25 protein-coding genes are annotated in these 26,344 nt (G+C 54.8%); 12 read left to right on the top strand and 13 right to left on the bottom strand.

All coding sequences use genetic code 11. The annotated features are described in order from the left end of the window. Positions 1-23: 23 nt before the first annotated feature. The 4 genes from O9K67_RS12140 (at position 24) to O9K67_RS12125 (ending at position 3,074) form a co-directional block, all read left to right on the top strand. Entirely contained in the window at positions 24-1,361 is a 1,338-nt protein-coding gene (locus tag O9K67_RS12140) for a cytochrome ubiquinol oxidase subunit I (RefSeq protein ID WP_061496010.1), read from the top strand. Further along, entirely contained in the window at positions 1,361-2,371 is a 1,011-nt protein-coding gene (cydB, locus tag O9K67_RS12135; protein WP_061496013.1) for a cytochrome d ubiquinol oxidase subunit II, read from the top strand. Before O9K67_RS12140 ends, cydB begins: the two co-directional genes overlap by 1 nt. Next, positions 2,371-2,499, top strand: a complete 129-nt coding sequence (locus tag O9K67_RS12130; protein ID WP_071890023.1) for a DUF2474 domain-containing protein — start codon at positions 2,371-2,373, stop codon at positions 2,497-2,499. The genes cydB and O9K67_RS12130 overlap by 1 nt, the downstream gene beginning before the upstream one ends. A gap of 110 nt (positions 2,500-2,609) precedes the next feature. Next, on the top strand, positions 2,610-3,074 hold the full coding sequence (locus O9K67_RS12125) for a hypothetical protein (RefSeq protein WP_245191418.1): 465 nt from the start codon (positions 2,610-2,612) through the stop codon (positions 3,072-3,074). A 53-nt stretch (positions 3,075-3,127) separates the two neighbouring features. Here the strand turns inward: O9K67_RS12125 and O9K67_RS12120 are convergent, their stop codons facing one another. Beyond that, positions 3,128-3,808 (bottom strand): nitroreductase, encoded by a 681-nt coding sequence (locus tag O9K67_RS12120; RefSeq protein ID WP_061496017.1) that lies wholly within the window; start codon positions 3,806-3,808, stop codon positions 3,128-3,130. Positions 3,809-3,904: 96 nt separating this feature from the next. Between O9K67_RS12120 and O9K67_RS12115 the strand changes: the two genes are divergently transcribed. Beyond that, on the top strand, positions 3,905-4,870 hold the full coding sequence (locus O9K67_RS12115; RefSeq protein WP_061496019.1) for a LysR family transcriptional regulator: 966 nt from the start codon (positions 3,905-3,907) through the stop codon (positions 4,868-4,870). Positions 4,871-4,940: 70 nt separating this feature from the next. Next, entirely contained in the window at positions 4,941-5,150 is a 210-nt protein-coding gene (locus tag O9K67_RS12110) for a hypothetical protein (protein WP_061496020.1), read from the top strand. A 30-nt stretch (positions 5,151-5,180) separates the two neighbouring features. Here O9K67_RS12110 and O9K67_RS12105 read toward each other — a convergent pair whose 3' ends face one another. Together O9K67_RS12105 and O9K67_RS12100 are read right to left on the bottom strand one after the other, a co-directional pair. Continuing rightward, the gene (locus O9K67_RS12105; RefSeq protein WP_061496023.1) at positions 5,181-7,139 is read right to left on the bottom strand and encodes a peptidase U32 family protein; all 1,959 of its coding nucleotides are present in this window, start codon (positions 7,137-7,139) and stop codon (positions 5,181-5,183) included. A gap of 251 nt (positions 7,140-7,390) precedes the next feature. Beyond that, entirely contained in the window at positions 7,391-7,963 is a 573-nt protein-coding gene (locus O9K67_RS12100) for a helix-turn-helix domain-containing protein (protein WP_061496026.1), read from the bottom strand. Between the two features lie 76 nt (positions 7,964-8,039). On the opposite strand from O9K67_RS12100, the gene O9K67_RS12095 reads away from it, so the two are divergent. Beyond that, complete coding sequence (locus O9K67_RS12095) at positions 8,040-9,224, top strand: benzoate/H(+) symporter BenE family transporter (protein WP_061496028.1); 1,185 nt, start codon at positions 8,040-8,042, stop codon at positions 9,222-9,224. On the opposite strand, the gene O9K67_RS12090 is transcribed toward O9K67_RS12095, so the two are convergent. Beyond that, positions 9,201-10,076, bottom strand: a complete 876-nt coding sequence (locus tag O9K67_RS12090) for a helix-turn-helix domain-containing protein (RefSeq protein WP_061496030.1) — start codon at positions 10,074-10,076, stop codon at positions 9,201-9,203. The genes O9K67_RS12095 and O9K67_RS12090 overlap by 24 nt on opposite strands. Positions 10,077-10,249: 173 nt before the next feature. On the opposite strand from O9K67_RS12090, the gene O9K67_RS12085 reads away from it, so the two are divergent. Next, a complete protein-coding gene (locus tag O9K67_RS12085) occupies positions 10,250-11,164 on the top strand; it encodes a DMT family transporter (RefSeq protein WP_061496032.1) in 915 nt (304 codons plus the stop codon). Here O9K67_RS12085 and O9K67_RS12080 read toward each other — a convergent pair. Together O9K67_RS12080 and O9K67_RS12075 are read right to left on the bottom strand one after the other, a co-directional pair. Continuing rightward, positions 11,151-11,819, bottom strand: coding sequence for a DUF3313 domain-containing protein (locus tag O9K67_RS12080; RefSeq protein WP_061496034.1), 669 nt, complete (start codon positions 11,817-11,819; stop codon positions 11,151-11,153). The two genes, O9K67_RS12085 and O9K67_RS12080, sit on opposite strands and share 14 nt — an antisense overlap. A gap of 100 nt (positions 11,820-11,919) precedes the next feature. Then, a complete protein-coding gene (locus O9K67_RS12075; RefSeq protein WP_061496036.1) occupies positions 11,920-13,515 on the bottom strand; it encodes an ABC transporter substrate-binding protein in 1,596 nt (531 codons plus the stop codon). 106 nt (positions 13,516-13,621) lie between these two features. Here O9K67_RS12075 and pepT point away from each other — a divergent pair, with 106 nt between their 5' ends. Continuing rightward, the gene (gene pepT, locus O9K67_RS12070; RefSeq protein ID WP_061496038.1) at positions 13,622-14,851 is read left to right on the top strand and encodes a peptidase T; all 1,230 of its coding nucleotides are present in this window, start codon (positions 13,622-13,624) and stop codon (positions 14,849-14,851) included. Between the two features lie 153 nt (positions 14,852-15,004). Here the strand turns inward: pepT and tehB are convergent, their stop codons facing one another. Beyond that, on the bottom strand, positions 15,005-15,601 hold the full coding sequence (gene tehB, locus O9K67_RS12065; protein ID WP_061496040.1) for a tellurite resistance methyltransferase TehB: 597 nt from the start codon (positions 15,599-15,601) through the stop codon (positions 15,005-15,007). Between the two features lie 114 nt (positions 15,602-15,715). Between tehB and ydcK the strand changes: the two genes are divergently transcribed. Beyond that, positions 15,716-16,696 (top strand): YdcK family protein, encoded by a 981-nt coding sequence (gene ydcK / locus O9K67_RS12060; RefSeq protein ID WP_061496042.1) that lies wholly within the window; start codon positions 15,716-15,718, stop codon positions 16,694-16,696. Here the strand turns inward: ydcK and rimL are convergent. The 4 genes from rimL to O9K67_RS12040 form a co-directional block, all read right to left on the bottom strand. Beyond that, positions 16,688-17,233, bottom strand: a complete 546-nt coding sequence (gene rimL, locus O9K67_RS12055; protein WP_061496044.1) for a 50S ribosomal protein L7/L12-serine acetyltransferase — start codon at positions 17,231-17,233, stop codon at positions 16,688-16,690. The two genes, ydcK and rimL, sit on opposite strands and share 9 nt — an antisense overlap. 47 nt (positions 17,234-17,280) lie before the next feature. Then, the gene (locus O9K67_RS12050) at positions 17,281-18,936 is read right to left on the bottom strand and encodes a glucan biosynthesis protein D (protein ID WP_061496046.1); all 1,656 of its coding nucleotides are present in this window, start codon (positions 18,934-18,936) and stop codon (positions 17,281-17,283) included. A gap of 271 nt (positions 18,937-19,207) precedes the next feature. Next, entirely contained in the window at positions 19,208-19,987 is a 780-nt protein-coding gene (locus tag O9K67_RS12045; RefSeq protein WP_061496048.1) for an ABC transporter substrate-binding protein, read from the bottom strand. A 13-nt stretch (positions 19,988-20,000) separates the two neighbouring features. Beyond that, positions 20,001-21,170, bottom strand: coding sequence for a pyridoxal phosphate-dependent aminotransferase (locus O9K67_RS12040; RefSeq protein WP_061500041.1), 1,170 nt, complete (start codon positions 21,168-21,170; stop codon positions 20,001-20,003). 112 nt (positions 21,171-21,282) lie between these two features. Between O9K67_RS12040 and O9K67_RS12035 the strand changes: the two genes are divergently transcribed. Then, a complete protein-coding gene (locus tag O9K67_RS12035; protein WP_061496050.1) occupies positions 21,283-22,134 on the top strand; it encodes a LysR substrate-binding domain-containing protein in 852 nt (283 codons plus the stop codon). Here the strand turns inward: O9K67_RS12035 and O9K67_RS12030 are convergent. Both O9K67_RS12030 and hglS read right to left on the bottom strand, forming a co-directional pair. Then, positions 22,121-23,635: a carboxylesterase/lipase family protein gene (locus O9K67_RS12030; protein ID WP_061496052.1), complete on the bottom strand. Its 1,515-nt coding sequence runs from the start codon at positions 23,633-23,635 to the stop codon at positions 22,121-22,123. The two genes, O9K67_RS12035 and O9K67_RS12030, sit on opposite strands and share 14 nt — an antisense overlap. Positions 23,636-23,677: 42 nt before the next feature. Beyond that, the gene (gene hglS / locus O9K67_RS12025) at positions 23,678-25,021 is read right to left on the bottom strand and encodes a 2-oxoadipate dioxygenase/decarboxylase HglS (RefSeq protein WP_061496054.1); all 1,344 of its coding nucleotides are present in this window, start codon (positions 25,019-25,021) and stop codon (positions 23,678-23,680) included. A 301-nt stretch (positions 25,022-25,322) separates the two neighbouring features. Here hglS and O9K67_RS12020 point away from each other — a divergent pair, with 301 nt between their 5' ends. Continuing rightward, complete coding sequence (locus O9K67_RS12020) at positions 25,323-26,246, top strand: LysR substrate-binding domain-containing protein (RefSeq protein WP_061496056.1); 924 nt, start codon at positions 25,323-25,325, stop codon at positions 26,244-26,246. Positions 26,247-26,344: the final 98 nt, after the last annotated feature.

The following is a 26,344-nucleotide window of genomic DNA, read 5'->3' as shown; positions in this document are numbered from 1 at the left end:
CAACGTTTGATTTGGGGTTGTGCATGTTTGGTTTAGATGCGTTTCACCTGGCGAGAATACAGTTCGCCTTCACGGTTTCTTTTCACATTATTTTCCCGGCGATCACCATCGGTCTCGCCAGCTTTCTGGCGGTGCTTGAAGGGCTGTGGCTGAAAACCCGCAACCCGGACTGGCGCACGCTCTATCACTTCTGGTCGAAAATCTTTGCCGTTAACTTCGGAATGGGCGTGGTTTCCGGGCTGGTGATGGCATACCAGTTTGGCACCAACTGGAGCGGTTTTTCCCAGTTTGCCGGCAGCATTACCGGACCACTGCTCACTTATGAGGTGCTGACGGCGTTTTTCCTTGAAGCGGGTTTTCTGGGCGTAATGCTGTTTGGTTGGAACAAAGTTGGACCGGGTCTTCACTACTTTGCCACCTGCATGGTGGCGCTTGGCACGCTGATGTCTACCTTCTGGATCCTGGCGTCCAACAGTTGGATGCATACACCGCAAGGGTTTGTGATTGAAAACGGCCAGGTTGTGCCGGTCGACTGGCTAAAGGTGATCTTTAACCCCTCGTTCCCGTATCGTCTGCTGCATATGACCATTGCGGCGTTTCTCAGTAGCGCCCTGTTTGTCGGCGCTTCCGCTGCCTGGCATTTACTGCGCGGTAACGACACCCCCGCCATGCGAAAAATGTTCTCCATGGCGATGTGGATGGCGCTGATCGTCGCCCCGATTCAGGCGATGGTTGGCGATATGCACGGACTCAACACGCTGGAATATCAACCGGCAAAAATCGCCGCCATCGAAGGCCACTGGGAAAACCCGCCCGGTGAAGCCACCCCGCTGCTGTTGTTTGGCTTGCCGGATATGGCGCAGGAACGCACACGTTACGCACTGGCGATCCCGGCGCTGGGCAGCGTGATCCTCACCCACAGCCTGGACAAGCAGGTTCCGGCGCTGAAAGAGTTTCCTGAAGAAGATCGCCCTTACGCGCCGCTGGTGTTCTGGTCATTCCGCGTGATGGTCGGACTGGGCGTATTGATGATTGCGCTGGGCGTTGGCGCGTTGTGGTTGCGCTACAAACAGCGTTTGTACCAGTCTCGCCCATTTTTGCATTTTGCCTTGTGGATGGGGCCCGCTGGCTTGATCGCCATTCTCGCCGGGTGGGTGACCACAGAGGTTGGCAGACAACCGTGGGTCGTGTCCGGTTTGTTGCGTACGGCAGATGCGGTTTCGGCACATGGCGACCTGCACATGAGCATCAGCCTGCTGGCGTTTTTTATTGTCTACTGTTCGGTTTTTGGCGTCGGCTACAGCTATATGGTGCGCCTGATCACCCACGGCCCGCAGGCGTGGCATAAGGAGAGTCACTAATGGGTATCGATCTGTCGTTAATCTGGTTCGTCATTATTGTCTTCGCCACCTTGATGTACATTGTGATGGACGGTTTTGATCTCGGTATTGGCATTCTCTTTCCGCTGACGCGTGATGCCGATGAGCGGGATGTGATGGTCAACAGCGTTGCACCGGTCTGGGATGGCAATGAGACCTGGCTGGTCCTGGGTGGCGCGGGATTGTTCGGCGCATTTCCGCTGGCTTATGCGGTGATTGTGGATGCGCTGACCATTCCGCTAACGCTGATGCTGCTGGGGCTGATTTTCCGCGGCGTGGCGTTTGAATTCCGCTTTAAAGCCACGCCTGCACATCGACCGTTCTGGGATAAAGCTTTTTTGTCGGGCTCACTGCTTGCTACGTTTGCCCAGGGCGTAGTGGTTGGAGCGGTCATTAATGGCTTTTCCGTCACCGGGCGCAGTTACAGCGGCGGTGCGCTGGACTGGTTAACACCTTTCACCCTGTTTTGCGGGGTGGGCCTGGTGATCGCCTATGCCTTGCTGGGGGCAAGCTGGCTGGTGATGAAAAGCAATGGCCCGTTACAGGAAAAAATGCGTCATGCATCGAAGCGTTTATTGCTGGCGCTGCTGGCGGTTATTGCTGTTATCAGCCTGTGGACGCCGTTGACACATGCGGCGATTGCCGATCGCTGGTTTAGTCTGCCAAACCTCTACTTCTTCTCACCGGTACCGCTGTTGGTGGTAGCGCTGAGTCTTTGGTTATGGCGTAGCCTCAACAATCCGGATTACCACACCTTGCCTTTTGTACAGACACTGGGGTTGATTTTCCTTGGTTTTAGCGGCCTTGGCATCAGTATCTGGCCACACATTATTCCGCCAGATATCACCCTATGGCAGGCGGCAGCACCCGCGCAGAGCCAGGGCTTTATGCTGGTCGGCGCGCTGCTGATCATTCCAATTATTCTGATTTACACCTTGTGGAGCTACTACGTGTTCCGCGGCAAAGTGCAGCCTGGCGAGGGGTATCACTGATGAAACAAACCTTCCTGAACCGCTTGATTTGGATGCTATTAATCTGGGGTGGCAGCGTTATGGCGCTGTTCGCGGTCAGTATGGTTTTCCGGCTCCTGATGTCGGCGGCGGGGTTTAAATCACACTGACAATTGCGAAGCAACGATGATCCCAGCTAGAAATAGCCAGGATCATTCACTACGCTTTTTTGTTATCTGATTTTGATTAGAGCCGCGCTTTTTCATGCAGTTAGGGAGAGATGATGATTAACCTTGTTCAGACGCCTTACGATCTCAACTCGGGCTATCCGATTGTTCGTCGCACGCTGGAAGACAAAAAGAAACTGGTCCGGCATGAGGGGTTTGGCCCGGAATCGTGCTGCGCGACCATTGAATACACGCTGCGCGGTAACGCCCGCTATGCGTTTGGTAATAGCCAGATGCAGGTCGAAATGCCACCGAATATCTACGCGCACAACTGGGTGAAACTGCACGGAGAAATGGCCGCGCTGATGGCGGCGATCCGGCGTATTGAACGCGCTGACAGCACCAACATCGTTCTGCCAATCACCAGTGCTTACATTGAACTGCGGCCTTGTGAAGCCAATTGTCTGCCAGCACTGCAAAACATCCTTCCCGACAACATCACCGTCTACTTCTCTTTTCTGCATCCCACACAAGTTGATCAATGGAAACAGAGCGCTCGCGCACTTTGTGCTGCTTGATCCCAGACAGAGACGCTAATGTTCGCGATTAGCGTCTCTGTAAACCTGCTGTTTTACCCGTGCATCACCACACTCTGTTCGACAGGAATACGCGGCATACGGACTTGCGCCGAAGGCGCGGTCGTATCGGCATAACCAAACGAGATGCCGAATAACAGGCGATAGTCGCTGGAAACACCCAATTCCTTTCTGATCATATCGGCGTGAAAGCCGAGCAGGGTTTGCGGGATCCCGGCAAAACCGCGCGCAGTGAGCGAAAGTAAAAAACTCTGCGCATACATACCGATGTCCGACGCCACACGGATGTTATCGCCAAACGATGGCATAAACAGAAACGCGGCGTGCGGCGCATTAAAAAACTGATAGTTACGTAAGTAAGCTTCTTTGCGGCGGATTTTATCGTCGCGGGCAATGCCGAGTGCCTCATAGTAAATGCGTGCCTGCTCATGGGCACGATCGAAATACTCCCCGTGAAAATCCTCATAGGAGAAGCTGAAATCCGGCGTCTGGACCCCCGCCAGATCGTTCGCGGTCATCAGTTTTCCCAGCCGCGTTTTCGTCTCTCCGGAAACCACATGCACGTGCCACGGCTGCGTGTTGCAGTTTGACGGTGAATATTGCGCATCCTGCAATACCGCGCGGATTTGCGCATCACTGAGCGGGGTGGGTAAAAACGCGCGGACGGAAGAACGCTGGCGAACGGTTTCATCAAATGCCAAAACTGTGTGATTCATCATACTCTCCGGTGCTTATCGTTCGCGTAGCTTAGCGATGAATTCTGTGCGTAAAAACACTACAATGCGCTATGGACCATTGCAGATTACGCAAAAATGAAATCACTCAGCCAGATTAGCGCCCGTTCGATGCACCTGTTTCTCGCCATTGTGCGTGAAGGGAATTTGTCGGAAGTGGCACGTAACGAAGGTCTTGCCGCGTCGTCGCTTTCACGTGTTGTTCAGCAACTGGAAGAGGCGCTGGAAACGCAATTGCTGTATCGCAACACACGCGCGGTCATTGCCACCGATGCGGGTCATATCTATGCCGATGCTTTTCGTACCATGCTTCAGCAACTTGCCGATGCGCAAATACAGGTTGGCGAAAGGCGCGACCAACCCGGCGGCCGCATTCGCATTAACGCGCCGATATCCTTTGGCTTGCGGCATGTTGGGCCGCGCATCAGTGAATTGAGCGAGCGTTACCCGGCACTGAACATTGAACTCAACCTGAATGATGACTACATCGACCCGTTTGCCGATGGGACGGATCTGCTGTTACGCATCGCCTCTTTGAAAGATTCAGAACTTCACGGCCGGCTGATCGCCAGCCAGCGTTGTCACCTGGTGGCCACACCCGCTTATCTTCGTCGTTTTGGACGACCAGAATCCCCGGAAGCGTTACAACAGCATCGGTTGCTGGCCTATCGTGGGAAAACGGGTCTCCAGCGCTGGCGTTTTCATACCGGTGAGCAGCACTATCAGTTTTCACCACAGGCAAAAATCGTCTCCGACAATGCCGAATTGTTACTCCAGGCAGCGAACAATGACGGCGGGATCCTGCTTTACCCGGACTGGCAGGTGGGTGAAATGCTGAATCGCGGTGAGTTGGTTGATCTGTTGCCGGAATTTTCACCGACCTACTCCGCGGCAGAACAATCGCTGTGGCTGCTTTATCCTGGCGGGAGATACCCGTCGCTCAATACCCGCACAGTGATTGATTTCTTACTGGCGAGTTTCGGTTCGCCACCCTACTGGCGCTATCAAACGCCCTCTGCCTGGCATACTCCCACAGGGGGTTAACTCCATCATTCCTTCACTTTTTTGGCGTCAAATTCACGGCGACGCAATACAGAGTGAGAAAGGAAGTCGTATGAAAAAGATTGCACGCGTGTCTGCCATCCTGGCGGTGAGCGTCTCTTCGATGGTGTTTGCCGCAGACCATGAACCATTGCCGCCGGAAAACGCCCCGGGCCAGCAACACCACAAAGCAGAGAAAAAACCGCTGCCGCCGAAACATAAACCGGCGAAGCCGCCAAAGCGTGACGAGAAGAAACCGCCAATGCCGGAAGATCCGCGTTAAGCAAAACGGGTGGCTAAGCCACCCGTTCTTTTAGCGGTTTTTCGGCAGTGTTTTCAGCAACTCATCAGGGCTTATCGACGCCACCACGCTGCCGGAGAGCGGCATTTTCAGAATGTGATTTTTAATCTTGCCCACCACGTGCATTTCGCACGGGCGGCAGTCAAATTTCAGCGTCAGCACTTCATCACCGTGGATCAACTGCATTGGCGTCGCGCGCCAGCTCTTGATGTTCCCTTTCGCCTGTTTCGGGCACAGGTTAAAGGCAAAACGCAGGCAATGCTTCGTGATCATCACCGGTACATCGCCCTTCTCTTCATGGGCTTCAAACGCAGCATCGATGAGCTGAACGCCGTAGCGATGATAAAACTCACGCGCCTTGTGGTTGTAAACGTTCGCCAGGAAAGAGAGGTGGGTTTCCGGGTAAACAGGCGCGGGTGTCGCCACGGGTTTACGGCTGCCGCGCTGGTAACTCGCCAGGCGCGCCTCTTCCAGCATCTCCACCGTTTCACGGCGCAGTTGATTGAGCAGACTGTTAGGCACAAATAACGCGCCTGGCAGGTTGACCGCTACCGTTTGTGCGTAATAGCGGGTTTGCCCCAGTTTACTCAGGCCCTCTTTCAGGTTTTCCCGCGCTTTTTCTGCATTATTGGCTTCGTCAAACTGCCCCTCCAGCGTATGCGTTACGCTTACGCCATCTTCGCTGGTCAGCGTCAGAATCAGTTGCTCCTGCCAGCCGCCCAGTTCAATATCCACACCAATACGCCGCTCGCTGGACGTTTTGAGTAGCGCCTGCTGCCAGTTATGATCGAGGTTACGGTTCAGCGGATGGTGCGGACGCAGGGTTTTCAGCAGTTCCGGCATTTCATTCGGGAAGACGCGATAGCGATTATCTCCCGTCTTTTCGGCTACATTGACGCGAAACCCGACCACTTCGCGTTTCACCAGCACGTTCAGGCCATCGCCATTCGCCAGCGGCTCGGTCACCGCCACATCGAGGTGATCTTTGCCCACTTTCAGCACTTCACCCACCGGCAGACCGATAAACTTCGGCGAATCAAATGCACCGATATCGCCTTTACGCGCATTAACGAAGTAGTCCGTACTACCGCGATGGAAGGTTTTGTCGGTCGACGGAACAAAGAAGTGCTCGGTACGCCCGGCGGATGCCCGCGCCAGGTCACCACGATCGGCAATGATCGCATCGAGCATCTGGCGATAATGCGCGGTGATGTTCTTCACGTAGCTCATATCTTTGTAGCGCCCTTCAATTTTGAAGGAGCGCACGCCCGCGTCGATAAGCGCTGCCAGGTTGGCGGTCTGGTCGTTATCTTTCATCGACAGCAGATGTTTTTCATACGCTACCACGCGCCCCTGATCATCTTTCAGGGTGTAGGGCAAACGGCACGCCTGTGAGCAATCGCCGCGGTTGGCGCTGCGTCCGGTTTGCGCATGAGAAATGTTGCACTGCCCGGAATAGGCCACGCATAACGCACCGTGAATAAAGAACTCAATGGTTGCATCCGTTGCGCTGTGAATGGCGCGGATTTGCTCGAGGTTGAGTTCGCGCGCCAGTACGATCTGGCTGAAGCCGACATCGGAAAGAAATTTGGCTTTCTCAACGCTGCGAATATCGCACTGGGTACTGGCATGCAGCTCAATGGGCGGAATATCCAGCTCCAGCACCCCCATGTCCTGCACGATCAACGCATCAACGCCTGCCTGATAAAGGTCACCAATCAATTTCTGCGCCGGTTCCAGCTCGTCATCATGAAGAATGGTATTCAGCGTAATAAAGACTTTTGCACCGTAGCGATGTGCAAACGGCACCAGATCGGCAATGTCACGCAGGCTGTTTCCGGCGTTATGGCGGGCGCCAAAACCGGGACCGCCAATATAGACAGCGTCCGCGCCGTGAAGGATTGCCTCACGGGCGATAGCGGCATCGCGGGCCGGGCTTAACAGTTCAAGGTGATGGGGGTGCAGGCGCATACAATCGTCGTTATCCATTATGTGCAAAATGGCGGCTATTGTAGTCACAAGCGGGCCGTTTCACCACCTGCGACCGGGGGAATTTGCGTACGCTGGCAATGCAATGTTGAAATTGCTATTTCCGCTGCGTTTTGCTGAACAGTAAAGTGGTGACTCGGACACGCCTTGTCACGTTGTGTACCCGTGATAGTTCAGGTTGCAGGTGCATTACTGGCTTCCTGTCCCCTGCGTTATTTTGGGTCGTCTGATTGTTAATCGTCGTCGTTATTTGCCGCAGGCTTGCTTGCGGCTTTTTCTTTTGGATAGTGGATCAGCGACTGGAAATGCACCGTCTGCAATGTGCTATTGCGATAAGTGTGCGCCTCATCACCGGCAAAACGTACCCCCCTGCCAGCGGTTAATGTCTTCCACTGCCCGCTAATACACATATCCAGCGCGCCGCTAAGAACAACCACATGCTCAATCACCCCTTTCTCGTGCGGAGTGGACTCGCTTAACGCACCCGGTGCCAGGGTAATCGAGAACATGTCGAAATGCAGTTGTTCATCCCACGGGAAAATGGGAGTGACCACCATCGCCTGGCTTTCGGGATCGTACGCCAGCGGCGTTTCCCCTTCCGGCGGGGCAATAAAGGTTGAGAATGGCACATTCAGGCCAGTGGCGATCTTCCATAAGGTCGACACCGTCGGGCTGGATTCGTTGCGCTCAATCTGCCCAAGCATCGCTTTTGAAACGCCTGTTTCTTCTGCTAAACGAGAAAGGCTCCAGCCGCGGTCCTGGCGTAAATTTTTTAGCGTTGCTGCCAGATAAAGCGTGAGATCCATGACTCCTCCTGATGACTTGTGCGCTATAACGCTCGATGATAAATTAGTCGGATGCTATAACGCACAAGGAAACCTTATGCGCCTCACCACTCTGCCCTTTAACACGTCCATCCCCTTTACCAGCGTGCTGGCAGGGTTCGTTGCCGTACTGGTGGGCTACGCCAGCTCTGCCGCCATTATCTGGCAGGCTGCTTCTGCCGCCGGTGCCACACCCGGGCAGATTGCCGGTTGGATGACCGCACTTGGCCTTGGCATGGGCGTCAGTACACTGGCATTAACACTGTGGTACCGCGTGCCGGTGCTGACCGCCTGGTCAACGCCCGGCGCGGCGCTTCTCGCCACCAGTTTGCAGGGTGTTTCCCTGAACGAGGCCGTTGGCGTATTTATCTTCGCCAATGGGCTAATTGTGGTGTGCGGTGTGACCGGGTTATTTGCCAGGTTGATGAAAGTCATTCCTCATACGCTGGCGGCAGCCATGCTGGCGGGGATTCTACTCCGTTTTGGCCTGCAGGCATTTAGCAATCTGGGGGGCCATTTTGCATTGTGCGGCAGTATGCTACTGGCCTGGCTTGTCTGTAAAGCCCTCGCGCCGCGCTATGCTATTGTTGCAACATTAATGATTGGCGCACTGGTAGCAATCGTTAGTGGTGACGTTGTCACGCAGAGTATTTCCCTTGCCATCGTCACGCCAACGTTTATCGCGCCTGCATTCAACGGGACCACGCTGCTGAGCATCGGCATTCCGTTTTTTCTCGCAACGATGGCATCGCAGAATGCCCCCGGCTTCGCCACCATGCAGGCCGCTGGTTACCGTGTTCCGGTGTCGCCCTTGATCATCTTTACCGGTGCGCTGGCGCTGCTGCTGTCCCCGTTCGGGGTCTATTCTATTTGCATTGCCGCCATTACCGCCGCCATTTGTCAAAGTCCGGATGCCCACCCGGATGCGGGTAAACGCTGGCTGGCCGCTGCTGCTGCTGGGGTTTTCTATGTACTGGCGGGTATGTTTGGCGGTGCGATTACCGCTGTTCTGGCCGCATTGCCGCTAAGCTGGATCCAGACGCTGGCCGGACTGGCGTTACTGGGGACCATTAGCGGTAGCCTGCAGCAGGCGCTGGCGAAAGAGAGCGATCGTGATGCTGCCATTGTCACCTTCCTGGTGACCGCCAGCGGCGTCACATTGTTAGGGATCGGTTCAGCATTCTGGGGATTAGCGATCGGAGGTGTGTGCTACGGCGTATTAACGCTGGCGCGCCGCACGTAATTGCGAAGGCGTGAACCCCGTCGCGGCTTTAAACCGGTTGCTAAAGTGACTGGCGGAGTTAAACCCACAGGCCAGCGCAATGGCGGTCAACGGCTGGTCACTACTGGTTAACAGCGTTTTGGCATGCATCATTCGGCGCTGCATGACGAACTGATGCGGCGCAACCCCCATCGACTGGCGGAACATGCGCGCAAAGTGATATTCGCTGAGAGCAGCCTGTGCCGCCAGATCCGACAACAGCAACGGTTCCGACAAGTGCGCATCGATATACTCCAGCACCGTGCGCAGCGCGACCGGCGCTAAGCCGCCCGTAACCGTCGGCAATTGCCACTGCACATTGCTGTAGTGCTGCACCAGGTGCGTCAGGAGCAGCGTTGAGGCGGTGCTCAGCGTTAGCTGGTTGGCGTTTTGTTGCCAGTCGCAGTCCAGCAGAAACTGGCGATAAAGCGTGGTGATACGTGGATCCTGGGCAAAGGTTTTTTCGTCCAGGGTGAAGGTGGCCGGGCTGCGATCCCACACCCGTTCACCGACCTCACGCAAATGTTCATCGGTGCAGTAGAGATGCACAAAGGAGAGGTCGTCGCGAATATCCCATACCGATTCGCTCTCTTTCGGCATCAGGCAAAACCGGTCCGGTCCCCCGCCATTTTTCCAGCCGTATGCGGTTTTGTGATAGCTCTCGTAGCCATCGGCGATATACAGGCTGAGGGTATGGTGATCGCAATATTGCGTGATGTTATCGCGTTTATTTGACCACGCCGCCAGCTGGATCCCAGAGTGAAGCGACACCGAGTTGTGCAGCACGGCGTTGTGTTTACGCAGGTTTTCAAAAGCGTCGTAATGGTCAGACATTCACAGAAATTATCTAATAGTAACCAGGTAGTCAGTCTATAAATAGCGGACAGCGGATACCAGCATTGTGCAAACAAAAGCGCAAGAATATGCAAGTCTGCGGCAAATCCGTGCAAGCCCGCGCCTCCCTTTCTTGCCACACTCAGCGTTCGTTTTATCGATAGGGAATCAACATGAACGCATTGCTTTATGGCCTGGTGGTGGTGATTTGGGGGACAACCTGGATTGCGATTTTTTTACAACAGGGGCCGGTGCCCGCGCCGGTGTCAATTTTCTGGCGCTTCGCGCTGGCCACCGCAGCCATGATGCTGATACTGGCCGTTCGCGGCAAGCTGCGCGCCCTGCCGCTCCGCGATCACCTGTTTTGCCTGCTGCAAGGTTGCTGCGTGTTTGGCTTTAACTTCTGGTGTTTTTATACTGCTGCTGCATGGATCAACACCGGGCTGGAGTCGGTGATCTTCTCCATGGCGGTACTGTTTAACGCGGTAAACAGCTTCCTGTTTTTTGGTCAGAAACCCCCGGCGCGCTTTTTTGTCGCCGCCCTGCTGGGGTTAACGGGTATCGTGACGCTATTCTGGCAGGATCTGGTTGCCAGCGGTTGGAACAGTACACTGTTGATGGGTATTGCCCTGTCGGCGCTGGGCACGCTGGGTTTTTCGTTTGGCAATATGATAAGCCTGCGCCATCAGCGCAAAGGGTTGCAGACCATGACCACCAATAGCTGGGCCATGCTGTACGGGACGCTGATCATGGGGATGATTGCCCTGTTGCGCGGCGATGATTTTTCCCCGCAGTGGACGGTCAGCTACCTGGGCGCACTGGTCTATCTGGCGTTGTTCGGTTCGGTTGTCGCCTTTGGTGCCTACTTTACGCTGGTCGGCAGAATCGGCCCCGGCAAAGCCGCCTACAGTACGCTGCTGTTTCCTCTGGTTGCGCTGACCATTTCGACTTTCTATGAAGGCTATGTCTGGCATATCAATGGCATTGCCGGGTTGCTGCTGATCCTGACCGGCAATCTGGTGATGTTTGCCCGCCCGGAAAGCTGGCTGAGCGGGCGTCTGCTGCGGCGAAAAGCTAACGTTTGCTGATATCAAACAGGGTGGCGTCGGTCGCCATACCATCAATGACCTGTTTCAGGGCATCGACAGTGACCGGCGCATTTTCATTACTGAGATCTTTCCCCTCGCCTTCACGCACCACTTTCAGCACCGGGGCGTTCGTTTGTGCGTCTATCAGTTCGCCTTCAAAATAGAGGTGTGTATTCATGGTGCGATGACCTGTCGCCATCTGCGTGCCCGCGACCACCATTGCCACCGGCACCACTTCATAGAACTGCAATCCCTGTTTGCTGGCGTCCACACCGGTTATTGCACCGCGGAAGATCAGGCTATGCTGGCCCGGCGAGGTCACCAACGGTTTTCGCGCCGCGGCTGCGGCTTTCAATTTCGTGTTGGTATAAGTGAGCACACCATCAAGCACCTGTTGAGTGATCTGTTTGGTCGGTTTTGCCACCGGGTAGTACGTCACCGGATGGTAAACAATTGAGTCATATTTCGCCGGATCAAAACCTGGCGCGACCCAGCGCAGCACGGGTTTTCCGGTCGCCGAGGTTGTTTCCTGTAACCCAGAGTAGTCTTTTAAAAAACCGGAGTACTTCTCCGGTTGTGTCACTTTTGACGCGCAGCCTGACAACACCAGCAGGCCAGTAATAGCGGCAACGCTAATTAACGCATGAGTACGCATAGGCATGTCCCTTGAGTGCAGAATTGCCATTAAGTTATAGCAAACGAAGGGGCACTACGCCGGAGGGAAAAGGCCGCCCGGGAAACCAGGCGGCGGCGGTTTATTTTTTCAGATCGACCGGCCAGAAAATATGTTTACCGAACGGATCGATTTCATACCCCTGCACCTCTTTACGTACCGGTTCAAAAATCGTCGAATGGGCAATCATTACCGCAGGCATCTGATCGTGCATCATCTGCTGCGCCTGTTTATACAGCGCGACGCGCTTATCATGATCGGTCGTGGCTTTAGCTTCTGCTATGATCTTGTCAAACGGCTGATAGCACCATTTTGCCGAGTTAGAGCCCCCGTTGGCGGAAGTGCAGGTAAATAACGGGCCGAAGAAGTTATCCGGGTCGCCGGTTGCGGTGGTCCAGCCCATTAAAGCCGCCTGATGCTCACCACTCTTCACACGTTTCAGGTATTCACCCCATTCGTAAGTGACGATTTTCGCCTGAATGCCCACTTTTGCCCAGTCCGCCTGGATCATCTCGGCCATGCGTTTGGCATTCGGGTTGTAGGGGCGCTGCACCGGCATTGCCCACAGGTCGATGGTGGTTCCAGGCGCGACGCCGGCCTCTTTCAGCAGCGCTTTGGCTTTCTCCGGATCGTAGTCGTAATCTTTTAACGTGCTGTCAGCGCTCCAGACGCCGGGCGGCAACAGGTTTTTCGCCGCAGTACCCGTACCCTGAAACACAGCCTGAATAATGGCCGGTTTGTTGATTGCCATGGCCAACGCCTGCCGCACTTTCACATTATCCAGCGGCGCTTTTTGCGTATTGAACGCGAGGAAGCCGGTATTCAGCCCGGCTTTGCTCATCAGCGTGATCGCGTTGTTCTCTTTCAGCCGTGGCAGATCTGCCGGGTTCGGGAAAGGCATCACCTGGCACTCATTCTTTTCCAGTTTTGCCACGCGTACGGAAGCATCCGGGGTGATACTAAAAACCAGTCGATCGATTTTCGCTTTACCCTGCCAGTAGTCATCAAACGCGGTGAACAAAATGCGCGAATCTTTCTGGTACTGCGCCAGGCGGAACGGCCCGGTGCCTATCGGATCACTATCCACCCGTTCCGGTGTGCCGGCTTTCAGCATCGCGTCGGCATACTCCGCCGACAGAATCGAGGCGAAATACCAGCCCAGGTCAGCAACAAACGGCGCTTCAGGGTGAGCGAGGGTAAAGCGTACCGTATTGTCGTCGACTTTATCGATGGCGGTGATCAGGCTGCCGAATTCCAGACTTTCAAAGTTTGAGTAGGTGCCGTTAGAGACATTGTGGTAGGGATTATGCGGATCTTTCTGGCGCATAAACGAAAAGATGACATCGTCCGCGTTAAAATCCCGCGTTGGCGTGAAATATTTATTGCTTTGAAACTTCACCCCTTTGCGCAAGTGAAAGGTATAGATTTTGCCATCTTCACTGACCTCCCAGCGTTCTGCCAGACTCGGTTGCAACTCGGTAGTGCCGACTTTAAAGTCCACCAGTCGGTTATAGACAGGCACGGCGCTGGCATCGACGCTGGTGCCGGAAGTATAGAGTTGCGGGTTGAAATTTTCCGGTGAACCTTCTGAACAATAGACCAGTGTTTTTGCCGCCACAGTAGAACTCACTGTCAGCGCGGCCAACACCAGAGCAAGTGTTGTCGGTTTGCTAATCATAGTTTTTCCTGTTGTTTTATTGTAAATACTTGTTGTTTGCCCTCTCATAAATAACATTAAAGCGAATGTGCAAACACCTGATATTACAAATAAAGAAGGAATCACTATGCCGTCGTCGCTTGCCAGTCAATTAACGCAACGCTTCTTTCGTTATCTCTCCATCACCAGCCAGAGCGATGCTGCCGCCACCACGTTACCGACGACCGTCGGGCAATTCGATATGGCGCGTGAACTGGCGAATGAGTTGACATCACTTGGGCTGGACGAGGTTGTCCTCGACGATCACGCCACCGTGACGGCGGTAAAAAAAGGCACGGTTCCCGGCGCGCCGCGCATTGGTTTTATCACCCACATTGACACCGTAGATGTCGGTTTGTCGCCGCATATTCATCCGCAAATTTTGCGTTTTGAGGGTGAAGATCTCTGTCTGAATCCGTCAAAAGATATCTGGCTACGGGTAAGCGAGCATCCGGAAATCCTCGCCTATCCTGGCGAAGACATTATTTTTAGTGACGGCACCAGCGTACTCGGCGCGGACAATAAATCCGCCGTAACGGTTGTGATGACGCTGCTGGAGAACCTCACCGCAGCGCATCTGCATGGCGATATCGTGGTGGCATTTGTGCCGGATGAAGAAGTGGGTTTACGGGGGGCAAAAGCGCTCGATTTAAAACGCTTTGATGTGGATTTTGCCTGGACTATCGACTGCTGCGAACGGGGTGAAATCGTCTATGAGAATTTTAACGCCGCCAGCGCGCAGATCCGTTTTACCGGCGTGACTGCACACCCAATGTCGGCAAAAGGCGTGCTGGTCAACCCGCTACTGATGGCCATGGACTACATCCGCCATTTTGATCGCCAGCAAACACCGGAACATACTGAAGGCCGCGAAGGGTATATCTGGTTTAACGCCCTTGATGCGGTACAAGGGCATGCCACGCTGAATGCCAATATTCGTGATTTCGATAGCGACAATTTTGCCCGCCGTAAACAGCAGATTGCCGATGTGGCCGCGATTATCGCCGCGCAATACCCGACGGCCAAAGTGGAGTACAGCATCAGCGACACCTACAGCAATATCAGCAATGCCATTGGCGAGGATCGCCGGGCGATTGATTTGCTGTTTCAGGCAATGGAATCGCTGGGTATTACACCTAAACCCACGCCGATGCGCGGCGGTACGGATGGCGCGGCACTGTCGGCAAAAGGTCTGCTAACGCCGAACTTTTTTACCGGCGCGCATAATTTCCATTCCCGTTTTGAGTTTTTACCCCTGAGCGCGTTTGAAGACGCGTACCGTGTGGCGCTGCAACTCTGCCTGCTGGCCGCGCGCTGATTTACACCTGCAGGATTGGCACCGTACAACTGATGGCAAAAGAGCGCGCTTGTACGGTGCTCCGCACAGTAGCAAAGTAAAAGGGAAAAACGAAATGGCCGATGCCGATAAAAAATGGATTATGCGGGCAGCGCGGCCCGCACGGGAGTCGCGTTACGCAGATTTGCGTGCCAGAATCGTGGCAAAGCGCAGTTTGATGCGGTTTCCGTTGGCGTCAGTGCGGTGAAGTTCACCGACGTCTTCATTGTATTTCAGCCGTTCCCAGCCTGCGTAATAATTGCTCAGCTCCCCCTCTTTAAAAGCAAACGGGAAGCCGACCGTGCAGGGAAAGTCCGCCGTATCCATCGCCGCAACAATCAGGTTGTAGCCACCCGGTTTGGTGCAGCGCTGCATATTGGCGATCAACCCCGGAATGGTCTTCGCTTCCAGGAACATCAGCACCACCGTTGAGAGAATAAAATCGTACTCGCCGTCAAAATGCAGGTTGTTCAGATCGGCCGCTGCCACTTGCAGATTGTCCAGCCCTTCCGCATCACGGATGCTTTGCAGATTACTCAGGCTGTTGGGATTTTTATCCCACGCGGTAACGTCGAAGCCTTTGTGCGCCAGATACAGACTGTTGCGGCCATTGCCGCAGCCGAGATCCAGCGCTTTACCCGGCGCAATGTAGTTCATGGCGTTTAGTACTTCAGAGTGCGTCGGGGTCATGTTGTATTTTTCAGTAAACCAGGTGTCGGTGCGTGTCGTCATTATGGTCCTCAAACTTTAACATGTATATTAAATGCATTTTATGGTTTTCGTCGCCGGATCGCCAGCGCCGTAAAATTTGCTACGGTTAATTCAGGCTGATGGGAGAACTGTAACATGAATAAGTATCGGCTCAGTGATGAGCAACGGGTGTTGAGTTACCTGATGGGCGGAGAGAAAAAAACGGTCGCGCTGCGCCAGCTTATTGCTATGCGCGATTTTAACGATGTCGCCGCAGGAACTGCCGGTGGCTGGGTCGATAGCGAAAATGTCCTCGATCAACAGGGAAACTGCTGGATTTACGACGAAAACAGCATGGTGTTTTATGGCAGTACCGTACGGGATAACGCACGCATTACCCAGCCGTGCGTTATCTGCCATGAGGTAAAAATCCGCGATAACGCCTGGGTTGATGGCAGTGAAATCAGCCACGGTGCCGAATTAAGTGACAACGTCACTGTACAATCCTCAACAGTGCGCGGCGTATGCCGTCTGCACGGCAATGCGCGTATTCTCAGCGGTTGCGCCATTATTGCTGCGCGTGGGCTCACTCCGGATAACGAGCAGCTATTACAAATCTACGATCGTGCAACGGTCAGCCACTCCCGCGTAGTACACCAGGCGCAAATCTACGGCGATGCCATCGTCAATTACGCGTTTATTGAACATCGGGCTGAAGTGTTCGATTTTGCCCTGCTTGACGGCAACGAACTGAATGATGTCTGGATTTGTGACTGTGCCAAAGTTTACGGGAATGCCCGCATTGTGGCCGGAACACAGGACGATGAGATCCCCACGTTGCGCTACAGCTCGCAAGTGGCTGAACACGCTGTCGTGGAAGGAAACTGCATCCTGAAACACCATGTGCTGGTCGGTGGTCACGCCTGGCTGCGCGGCGGGCCATTACAGCTGGACGAAAAAGTGGTGATTCAGGGAAATGCGCGCATCCAGGGAGATGTGCTGATCGAGCATCAGATTGAAATTACCGATAACGCCGTGGTGGACGCGCGGGACGGAGAACGTATTTTACTGCGCGGGCCGAAAGTAATTAATGACGGGCAAATGATCACCCGCACACCGCTTGTTGGTTCACTGTAACCCGTCGACAATACGCGCCCAGATATGTTGATCATCATAGTGACCATTCAGAAATTCCGCCTGCTTCAGGCAGCCTTCCAGCGTAAAACCATTGCGCCTGGCAACCTGGTTGCTGGCCGTGTTTGCCACACGACATTTGATGACAAAGCGGCGAACCGTGCCGCGACGGGCATAGAAGTCGATCATCGCTTGCATCGATTGCGACAACATACCCTGCCCGCAGGCATTTTCATCCATCCAGTAGCCGATGTAGGCCGTCTTATTTAACGGTTCAATGGCGTTAAACGCCAGCACCCCCACCAGTACCTCATCGCGAAGGATCATAAACGTCTTGGCGTAACCGCGCTGATGCAGGATCATGTTGCTTTGCACGGTTTTACGGGTGTCTTCCACGGAATGCACATGCTGCGGCCAGTCGAGGAACTGCTGAAGCCAGTCGCGGTTTTTCACCACCAGTTGGTAGAGATCGTGAACAAAACGGTCATTCACCGCATGCAGGGTGATGTGTTCGTTTACGGTAATCCGGGCATCTTCCATTTAGACCTCCCCAACGCATTCTCCCCCTTGCGGGGGAGAATTTAAGCTTAGCGCATCACTCTGTCGTCAACGTAATTACGTTTATCCGGTGCGGGCGGGAAATACTGATACAGCCAGGTTTCGCTGATGGCGTCGCCCTGGCAGCGCAGGAACAGACGCATCTCAACCGGGTCGGTGGAATCGTTGGTCGGATACCAGTCAAACAGAATGCGATAACCGTCGAACGGTTCAACATAGAGGATCTCTACCTGTTTCGCTTCACCGTTAGACAAGGTGATCACCGGTTCAATCCCTTTTGGCGCGGCGGCTTTCAGGTCTCCGCCCACGAAATCAATGGCGAAACGACGCGCCCATTTATCCGGGTAGTGTTCCCCCGGAGCCCAGCCTTCCGGGAAACCGCCCATGCCGGTGCGGGTGGCGTAAACGCGTGCCAGCGGTGAACGCACCGGCGGCATCGCACTCCAGTAAAGGCGATATTCAAAGGTGAATTCGTCCCCCGCTTTCACCGGTTTTTCCGGCTGCCAGAAGCAGACAATGTTATCCAGCGTTTCACCGGTGGTCGGGATCTCCATCAGGCAAACGGATCCTTTGCCCCACTTGTTACGCGGCTCAACCCACAGGCTTGGACGTTTGTTGTACCAACCCATCACATCCTGATAGTGGGAAAAATCCCTGTCGAGTTGCAGCAGGCCAAAGCCTTTCGGGTTGGTATCCTGAAACGCATTGAATTGCAGTTTTTGCGGGTTGTTCAGCGGGCGACAAATCCACTCGCCGTTACCTCGCCACATCGCCAGACGATCGGAGTCGTGGATCTGCGGATGAATGGTGTCGCACACGCGGCGCTCGTTATTGCCGCAGCTAAACATACTGGTCATTGGCGAAATGCCCAGCTGTTTGATCGCTTTACGGGCAAACAGGCGGTTTTCCACATCCATGATCACCTGGCTGGCTTCACAGTGGATGGTGAACTTAAACGCACCGGTAATGCTCGGGCTGTCGAGCAGCGCATAGACGGTGAATGAGGTATCCGCCGGTTTCGCGGTTTCAAACCAGAAGGCGGTAAAGTCCGGGAACTCTTCCGGCGTATCGGTAAAAGTGTCAACCGCCACGCCGCGCGCGGAAAGGCCGTACTGGTAAGTGCTGTCCACCGCGCGGAAATAACTGGCACCAAGGAAGGAGACAATATCGCGGCGCGCCAGTTCCGGCGCTTTAAATGCGCGGAAACCGGCGAAACCGAGATCGCTTTGCCCTTCCAGTTGTTTGGTGTCTACACCGGCATCGTGGTAGTTAAACAGCTCCGGACGGAAGTGGATTTCACGCGCCTGGTGGCTTTGTTGATCGAGCGAAAACATGCGTACACGGCGGCGGAACCCCATGCCGACATGGAAGAACTGCACATCAAGCTGGCGACCGTCGATGTTATTCCACAGCGAGTGTTTCGCATCGTACTGAATACTGTTGTAAGCCTGCGGCGTGAGCGTTGCCAGCGTATTCGGCAGCGCTTTCGGCGCGCCGCCCCACGGTTGTGCCGAGAGATCGTGCGCCATGGACTGCAACACGGAGAAATCAAAACGACGGCTTTGGCCATCGGCGATATCGGAGTCTGCCGCGAATGCCGCGCGGGAGAAAAGCGAAGCGACGCCGGTCGTACCGTACGTTGCTGCGAGCGCCATGGATGCCTGAATAAATCGTCTGCGGTTCATGCCTGGTAACACGTCCTTCTGGTCGTAAATGGACATTTCGCGGTGTTGCGAAACAGCGGCAAAAGCGATTGTTGATGAACGCACACTCTAGACAAAATTCATTGAGAATCCAATTGTTGGGCGCTGATTATCTGCGCAAACCGTGAAATATTTCCTGTCGATCGGATCAGCCCGAAAACAACGTAAAGATAAGGATAGCGGCGGGTAACTACAGCGGAATAAAAAAAGCCCCGGCCGGAGATCAAACGGCTGGGGCCAGAATAGTAAGGCGTTACTGTGCGTTGACGCTGACGTCAATACCCGGGAAGTATTTTGCCGCCAGCGTGTTGATGGTGCCATCAGCACGCACTTTATCAATCGCTGCGTCGAGTTGTTTTTTGGTGGCGTCATCCCCTTTGCGCAACCCAAAACCGATGCCGCTGCCGAGAATGGTATCGTCCGACACGGGTTTGCCAATAAAGCCAAACCCTTTGCCCTGTGGTTTGCTCAGGAAACCGGCCTGTCCTGCTGCGGACATCACCAGCGAGGCGTCAATGCGACCGTTCAGCAAATCGGCCCACGCCATATTCTGATCTTTGTAAGACACCACCGTGACACCCTGCTTTTCCCAATGCTCTTTGGCGTAGGTTTCCTGGATAGATCCTTGTAATACGCCAATGGTTTTGCCCTTCAGACCTTCCGCCGTCGCTTGCATGCCGTCACCGCTTTTTCCTACTAACTGTGAAGGGATACGGTAAATCGGCTGCGTGAAGTCAATACTCTTTTTGCGCTGTTCGGTGATGTTCATTGCTGAGTTGATAGCATCAAACTTCTTCGCCACCAGCCCCGGGATCAACGCGTCAAATGACGTTTCCACCCAGCTGCATTTCAACTGCGCGGCTTTACAAATCGCTTTCCCCAGTTCGATATCAAACCCTTCGAGTTCGCCAGAGGCATTGCGGCTTTCGAACGGCGGATATTCCGCTTCCACGCCATAACGCAGTTCCGTGGCGGCAAACGAAGAGAGTGAGCAGAGCAACCCCATGCCCAGACAGAGTGCTTTTAATTTCATTATTAACGCTCCTTTAGCGTGGTTTAACACGGCACAGGGCCTGCGCACCTGCCCTTAACGTCGCTTCATCTTTCGCAAAAGAGAGGCGAATCAATTTGTTATCAGTACCATCCGTGTAAAACGCCGACAACGGGATCGTGGCGACGCCGTAATCGGTAATCAGTCGTTTCACCATTTCGCTGTCGTTCTCCTCGCTGAAATGGCTGTAATCCGCCAGCATAAAAAACGAGCCTGCGCTGGGTAATAAACGGAATGGCGATTCAGCCAGAAGAGTGTGCAGCAGGTCGCGTTTGCGTTGGTAAAAAGCCGATAGCGACAGCCAGCTTTGTGGATCGCGCATATGATCGGCAAAGGCATATTGCATCGGCGTATCGGCAGAGAACATCAGAAACTGATGCACTTTGCAGATCTCCTCCATCAGTTCAGCAGGCGCAACGCAGTACCCTACGCGCCAGCCGGTCACATGGTAGGTTTTACCAAACGAGGAGATAATGACGCTACGCTCCGCCAGTTGCGGGTGCGTCGCCATGCCGTGATGCGGTTCACCGTCAAAGACCACGTGCTCATACACTTCGTCGGAGAGGATCACGATATCCGTATTGCGGGTGATCGCAGCCAGTTGCTCCAGGTCCGCGCGGGAGAACACCTGCCCGCTCGGATTGTGTGGCGTGTTGATGATGATCATCCGAGTACGTGGCGTGATGGCGGCGCGCACCTCATCCCAGTTGACGGCAAAATCCGGCACTGTCAGTTTAATCGCCACCGGCGTGGCGCCCTGCAAACGGACAATCGGCGCATAGCTATCAAACGAGGGCTCAAAATAGATAACTTCATCGCCAGGGTGCACCAGCCCGCTTATCGCAGAGTAGAGCCCTTCGCTGGCGCTGGCAGTGATCAAGATTTCGTTATCAACGTCATAGTCAGTGTGGTACAGGTCACTTATCTTCTGCACGATACGTTCTTTCAGCGCGTGCAAGCCGGTCATCGGCGCATACTGGTTATGGTTATCCTGCATCGCACGGGTAACACCGGCCACCAGTTGCGGATCGCACGGGAAGTTGGGCGCGCCCTGAGAAAGATTAATGGCGTTATGCTGCGCGGAAAGCTGGCCAATTACAGTAAAAATGGTGGTGCCAACATCGGGTAATTTGGAGCGAAATTTTACCGGGGTACGCAACGTCATGTTCAATCCTTTCTCATTAAAAGTGCATAACCATTCAAACCAAAACAGCATTGAGCCGACAAGCGAATTGTTGTCATAATAGCCATGAATAAATTGCATAGCTGGAGCCGCCATGTCGCACCGTACCCTGCCGCTCAACGCCATTGACGCGTTTCTGGTCACCGCGCGCCATCTGAATCTGACCCATGCCGCCAAAGAGCTCTGCCTGACGCAAGGGGCAGTAAGCCGCAAAATTGCCACGCTGGAAGCCTGGTTTGGCTTTCCACTGTTTGAGCGCCATGCCCGCGGGCTGCACCTGTCGCCACAGGGCAGCGCACTGTTACCGGAGTTGCGCAGCGCATTTGATCATCTGCTGAAGGTGGCAGATCAGGCACAGGCCCAGCAAACGGTGGTGCGGCTGAAATCCCCCACCTGTGCCATGCGCTGGCTGGTGCCGCGTCTGGTGCAGCTGGAACACCGTTATCCGGAATTGCAGATCGCGCTGACTACCACCACCGATCACACCATTAACTTCAAAACAGAACCTTATGACGCCGCTATCGTATTCGGGACACAATTAAGCGCGGGCGATCTGCTGTTTGAAGAGGCGTTAACCCCGGTCATGAGCGCGGACTATTCACATCACGATGCACTGGAAAAAGCGACGCTGCTGCACCCGACGCGGGATAAAACCGACTGGTCATTGTGGCTGGCGAAGCAACAGGTTTTTCAGCCCGCCATGAGAAAAAATCAACACTTCGACACGATGGATCTGGCGATCACTGCCGCCATTCAGGGGTTAGGACTGGCCATTGCCGACGAAACACTGGTCGAGGAAGATATTCGCGCCGGGCGGCTGGTGCGGCCGTTTTCCCGCAGTGTAAAAACCGGGGCCAGTTACCGACTGGTCCTGCGCGAATCACACAACAAAGCCGCCGGGCTGGCGGCTTTCCGGGAAGGATTGTTGGGGATTAATCCAGTTTAACGTGGTGGCGCATCACCCGGCGAAAGAAGCTCAAACGGGCACGCATAAAGCGATTAACCAGGCGAAATCCTGCATGTTTATTCAACCCGATACGTAACAGACGGTCGCGTCCACGCACGCAGGCCAGCCAGCGAACCGGCCCCTGTAATACCTCTGTCTTATGGCTGGCGACGTGCGCAAACTGCACCCAATAATCGGCGATGTGTGCGGCAAATGCATTGTCGCGATCGTTCACATAGGCGCACGCAGGTTCCGACAAGTGCAAGTTATCGAAGACATACGGCACTTCATTGCCATGCCACGCGCCATTGGCATAGGTATCGTGTGCGGCTTCAGCAACATAATCAAACCAGTAACGCCAGCAGGGCTGTCTGACCCGCTGCTGCGCTTGCATCACCACCAGGCCCAGCGTGGTAAAAGCCATATCGCGGCATACCTGCCGGCCGAGTTCAGCATCGCCCCTCACGCCCGGATAGAGTAAACGGATCAGCCCAAGGCCGAGCCGTTGTTCGCGACGCATCTTCTCGATTTGCCCGGCAAGATCAACGCCAAACTCTGCCATCACGCTGGCTTCGTCGCTGTTGGAACCGATAATCACCGGCAGTGGGTGCTGGCGACCAGCGAAGAAGACATCCAGGGTTGGGTCCGGTAAAACCGCATCCCCCACAATGGGCGCCGGGGCAATTTTCAGTGGCGCAACCAGCGGCCAGAACGCCTGCGCCGGGATTGCCCGCAACTGTTCCGCGCTGGCATTTTCCAGTCCGAAATGGGCGGCAATCGCCTCACCTTTTGCCAACGCGCTCGCCCGCGGCGTATCCGGGAGTGTATAGCTGCTCTGAATGATGGCTTTGTGAAACAACCCTTCCGCCAGCGGTGAGGCCATAAGTGCCATGACGCTGCGCGCCCCGGCGGATTCACCAAACAGCGTGACATTGCTGGCATCACCGCCAAAAGCCGTAATGTTCTCCTGGACCCATCGCAGCGCGGCAATTTGATCGAGCAGACCGAAGTTGCAGATACGTGCATCCGGCGCTTGCTCATGCTCCAGCGCCGGATGCGCGAAAAAGCCCAGATGCCCCAACCGGTAATTGAGGGTGACCAGCACCACACCACGCGCCGCCAGTTGCTGACCGTCGTAAGGCGGTAACCCACCGGAACCGATGGTAAAGCCGCCGCCATGCAGCCAGACCATGACCGGCAACCGTTTGTCACGGCGGGCAGGCGACCAGACATTCAGATAGAGGCAATCTTCAGAGAACTGCCCCGGATCGCCGCCACCAATCTGCTGACAGTCGTCACTGTTCTGCCAACAGGCGGGGGAAAAACGGTCTGCCAGGCGCACCCCCTGCCAGGGTTCAACGGGTTGCGGCGCACGCCAGCGCAAGGCATCGACAGGCGGTGCGGCAAAGGGAATACCGCGCCAGACATGACAGGCGTTTTCACTGCGCCCCATTACCAGGCCCTGACGGGTCTGCGCCAGTGGGGCTGAAGGATTTTCCATAACAACATCCAGAAGGAACTGATTTCTGGCAGAGTACCTGTTTTACAGAAGTCCGCAACGTCGTTTGCTCCGTTCGGAGGCCTCGCGGTAAAGCGTGAACTCATCAAGCACCGGGCACCCCAGGGCTTCCTCAAACTGTGCCTGGCTGGCGTTGCCGTGGTTGCGTGCCTGCGTTTCATTCCCGAGATTAGACTGGAAGATCCCGGCAGCACTCACCGGCAGAAAATCCTCATACGTGATGGGCTGAGCGACCACCCACCCGCGCTCAATCAGCGGCTGCGGATCATCGCCAGGGCGGATCGCCTTGCGATGGGCTTCACCAGTCGGCGTCAGGCGATAGCGAAACCATGCCAGTTCTTGTTTGCGCAGTAACATTTCGCTATCCGGAAACGCTTTAAATACCTCTTGCAAATGAAGCTGGTGCGTCAGGTTGTCTTTCCCTGTTCCGGCCTGCAGTAATAACTGGTCATACAGCGCCCGCCCCTTTTCCGTCAGCGCCACACCGCGCTGTTCGATTTCGCCAAAACGCGCGGTATGCGTTCCCTGATGCTCGCCGCTGAACAGCACCGGTTCATCCAGCGCTTTAAAACTGGTTTGGCGCAGCAGGATCGGCACATCCCGACGCGGTGGCCCTTCGATAAGGATTTTGGGTTCAATACCGTATTCCGGCATCAGCGCCTGCACCCGGTCGATATCCAGCGTACGCGGGGTTAAGTGGTTAATATGGCAACCGGGAAAGCAGACCACATCGGCGATCAACCGATGTTCGCGGTGCAACGCCAGGTAGGTTTGCTCATCCACGGTGGCGTGGCGATGCCAACGAAAAGTTTCCAGCGCTTCCTGCACAAATGCCTGTGCCTGTTGTGGGGTAAACCCACCATTCAGCTCATGCAATTCAATCAGTTGCCGACAGGCTGGGGTAAACATGTCGCGCTTTGCCAGAATCGTGGCGGCTCTGTTGCGCAACGCTGGGTCTTCAATCAGCTCCAGCCGCAGCAGCGAGGTAAAAATGCGAAACGGATTGCGCGCCAGCGCCGCGTCGTCAACCGGGCGAAACGCCGTGGAATGCACTGGCACACCCGCCTGCGAGAGATCGTAATAGCTGACCGGATACATGCCCATAATGGCGAACATCCGCCGCAGCATGGATAACTCCTGCGCTGTACCCACGCGGATCGCACCGTGACGCTCAACATTCAGTCGGGACAGCTCATCGGCATTGGCCAGTTGTTCGTGTAAACGGGGGTTGTGCTCCAGCACAGCCAGGTTCACATCAGCTACCAGCTCCAGCAAGGTGCCGTACTGTGGAACTTCCTGCTGATACATTGCCGACATGGCCTGTGAAAATTGTTCGCGAATATCATCAGCCGTGATGCTGTACGTCATATTACTCGTCCTCCAGAGGTCTCTCTCTGGAGTGTAGAAAGGCCTTTCGCCACCGTGTCGGGAAATTTACAAAGTGTGATCGTGGCTGAAAACGCGCACGGTTTGCGCAGCCACGAGCATAACCTCCGCTTATGAAAAACAATTCGGACAAAACCACACCAACCTGCTGGTTACGTCACATTGCAGAGAAAATCCGTTTGTAACTCAAAGAGATTAAATGTTAATAATAGTTTGCTATCAAGTTATCAAAATTAAACAAACTTACTTGTCACCGGCTCCGCTCAGTTTTTAACATCATCTTATGGAAAAAAACGGCCTGTTTTCACAGCGCATACGTCTGCGCCATTTACATACTTTCGTTGCCGTCGCTCAGCAGGGAACTCTGGGGCGCGCGGCTGAAACCCTTAACCTGAGCCAACCAGCACTGTCAAAGACCCTCAACGAACTGGAACAACTGACCGGTAAACGGTTATTTGAACGGGGGCGCATGGGGGCGCAACTGACGGTGGTGGGCGAGCAGTTTCTCACCCATGCAGTGCGCGTGCTGGACGCGGTGAATATCGCCGGGCAATCGCTGAACTACAAATATGAGCAAAAAACAGATGTGATCCGTATCGGTGCGCTACCCACCGCCGCGCTGGGTATTTTGCCCGGCGTGATTGGTCAACTACATAAGCAGCAACCGGATCTCACTATTCAGGTCGCCACCGCTAACAATCCAATGTTGCTGGCCGGGCTGAAGTCCGGCGAACTGGATCTCGGCATCGGACGCATGTCCGATCCGGAACTGATGACCGGGCTGAATTATGAGTTGTTGTTTCTGGAGTCGCTGAAACTGGTGGTGCGCCCTCGTCACCCATTGTTGCAAACCACGGTGACGCTAAGCCGCGTCCTTGAGTGGCCGGTCGTCGTCTTACCGGAAGGCACGGTACCACGGCAAAACGCGGAAGATCTGCTCAGTAGTCAAAACTGCCGGTTACCCTCTGGCTGTATTGAGACCCTTTCGGCGTCATTGTCGCGCCAGCTGACTGTCGATCATGACTATGTCTGGTTTGTGCCGTCCGGTGCAGTAAAAGACGATCTGCGTGTGGGTACGCTTGTGGAGTTGCCGATTGCCCCACCGGGTGTTGGCGATCCGATTGGCATTATCACCCGTGTCGATACGCCGCTTCCCCCGGCCGCGCATACGCTGATTAGCGCCATTCGGAAAATCATGCCGGGGTGATCCCTGGCATGGCGATCTGTGCGTCTCGTTGCGCAAAGAGTAAACATTGCGTTGCTTGTGTGATAAAAGGAGTTGTTAATTAAGGGTTGTTGTTACGG

Source organism: Kosakonia oryzendophytica, from assembly GCF_027886705.1.
Taxonomy (GTDB): domain Bacteria; phylum Pseudomonadota; class Gammaproteobacteria; order Enterobacterales; family Enterobacteriaceae; genus Kosakonia; species Kosakonia oryzendophytica.
Note: the sequence above shows the minus strand (reverse complement) of the source record. Positions and strands in the feature narration are given on the sequence as shown.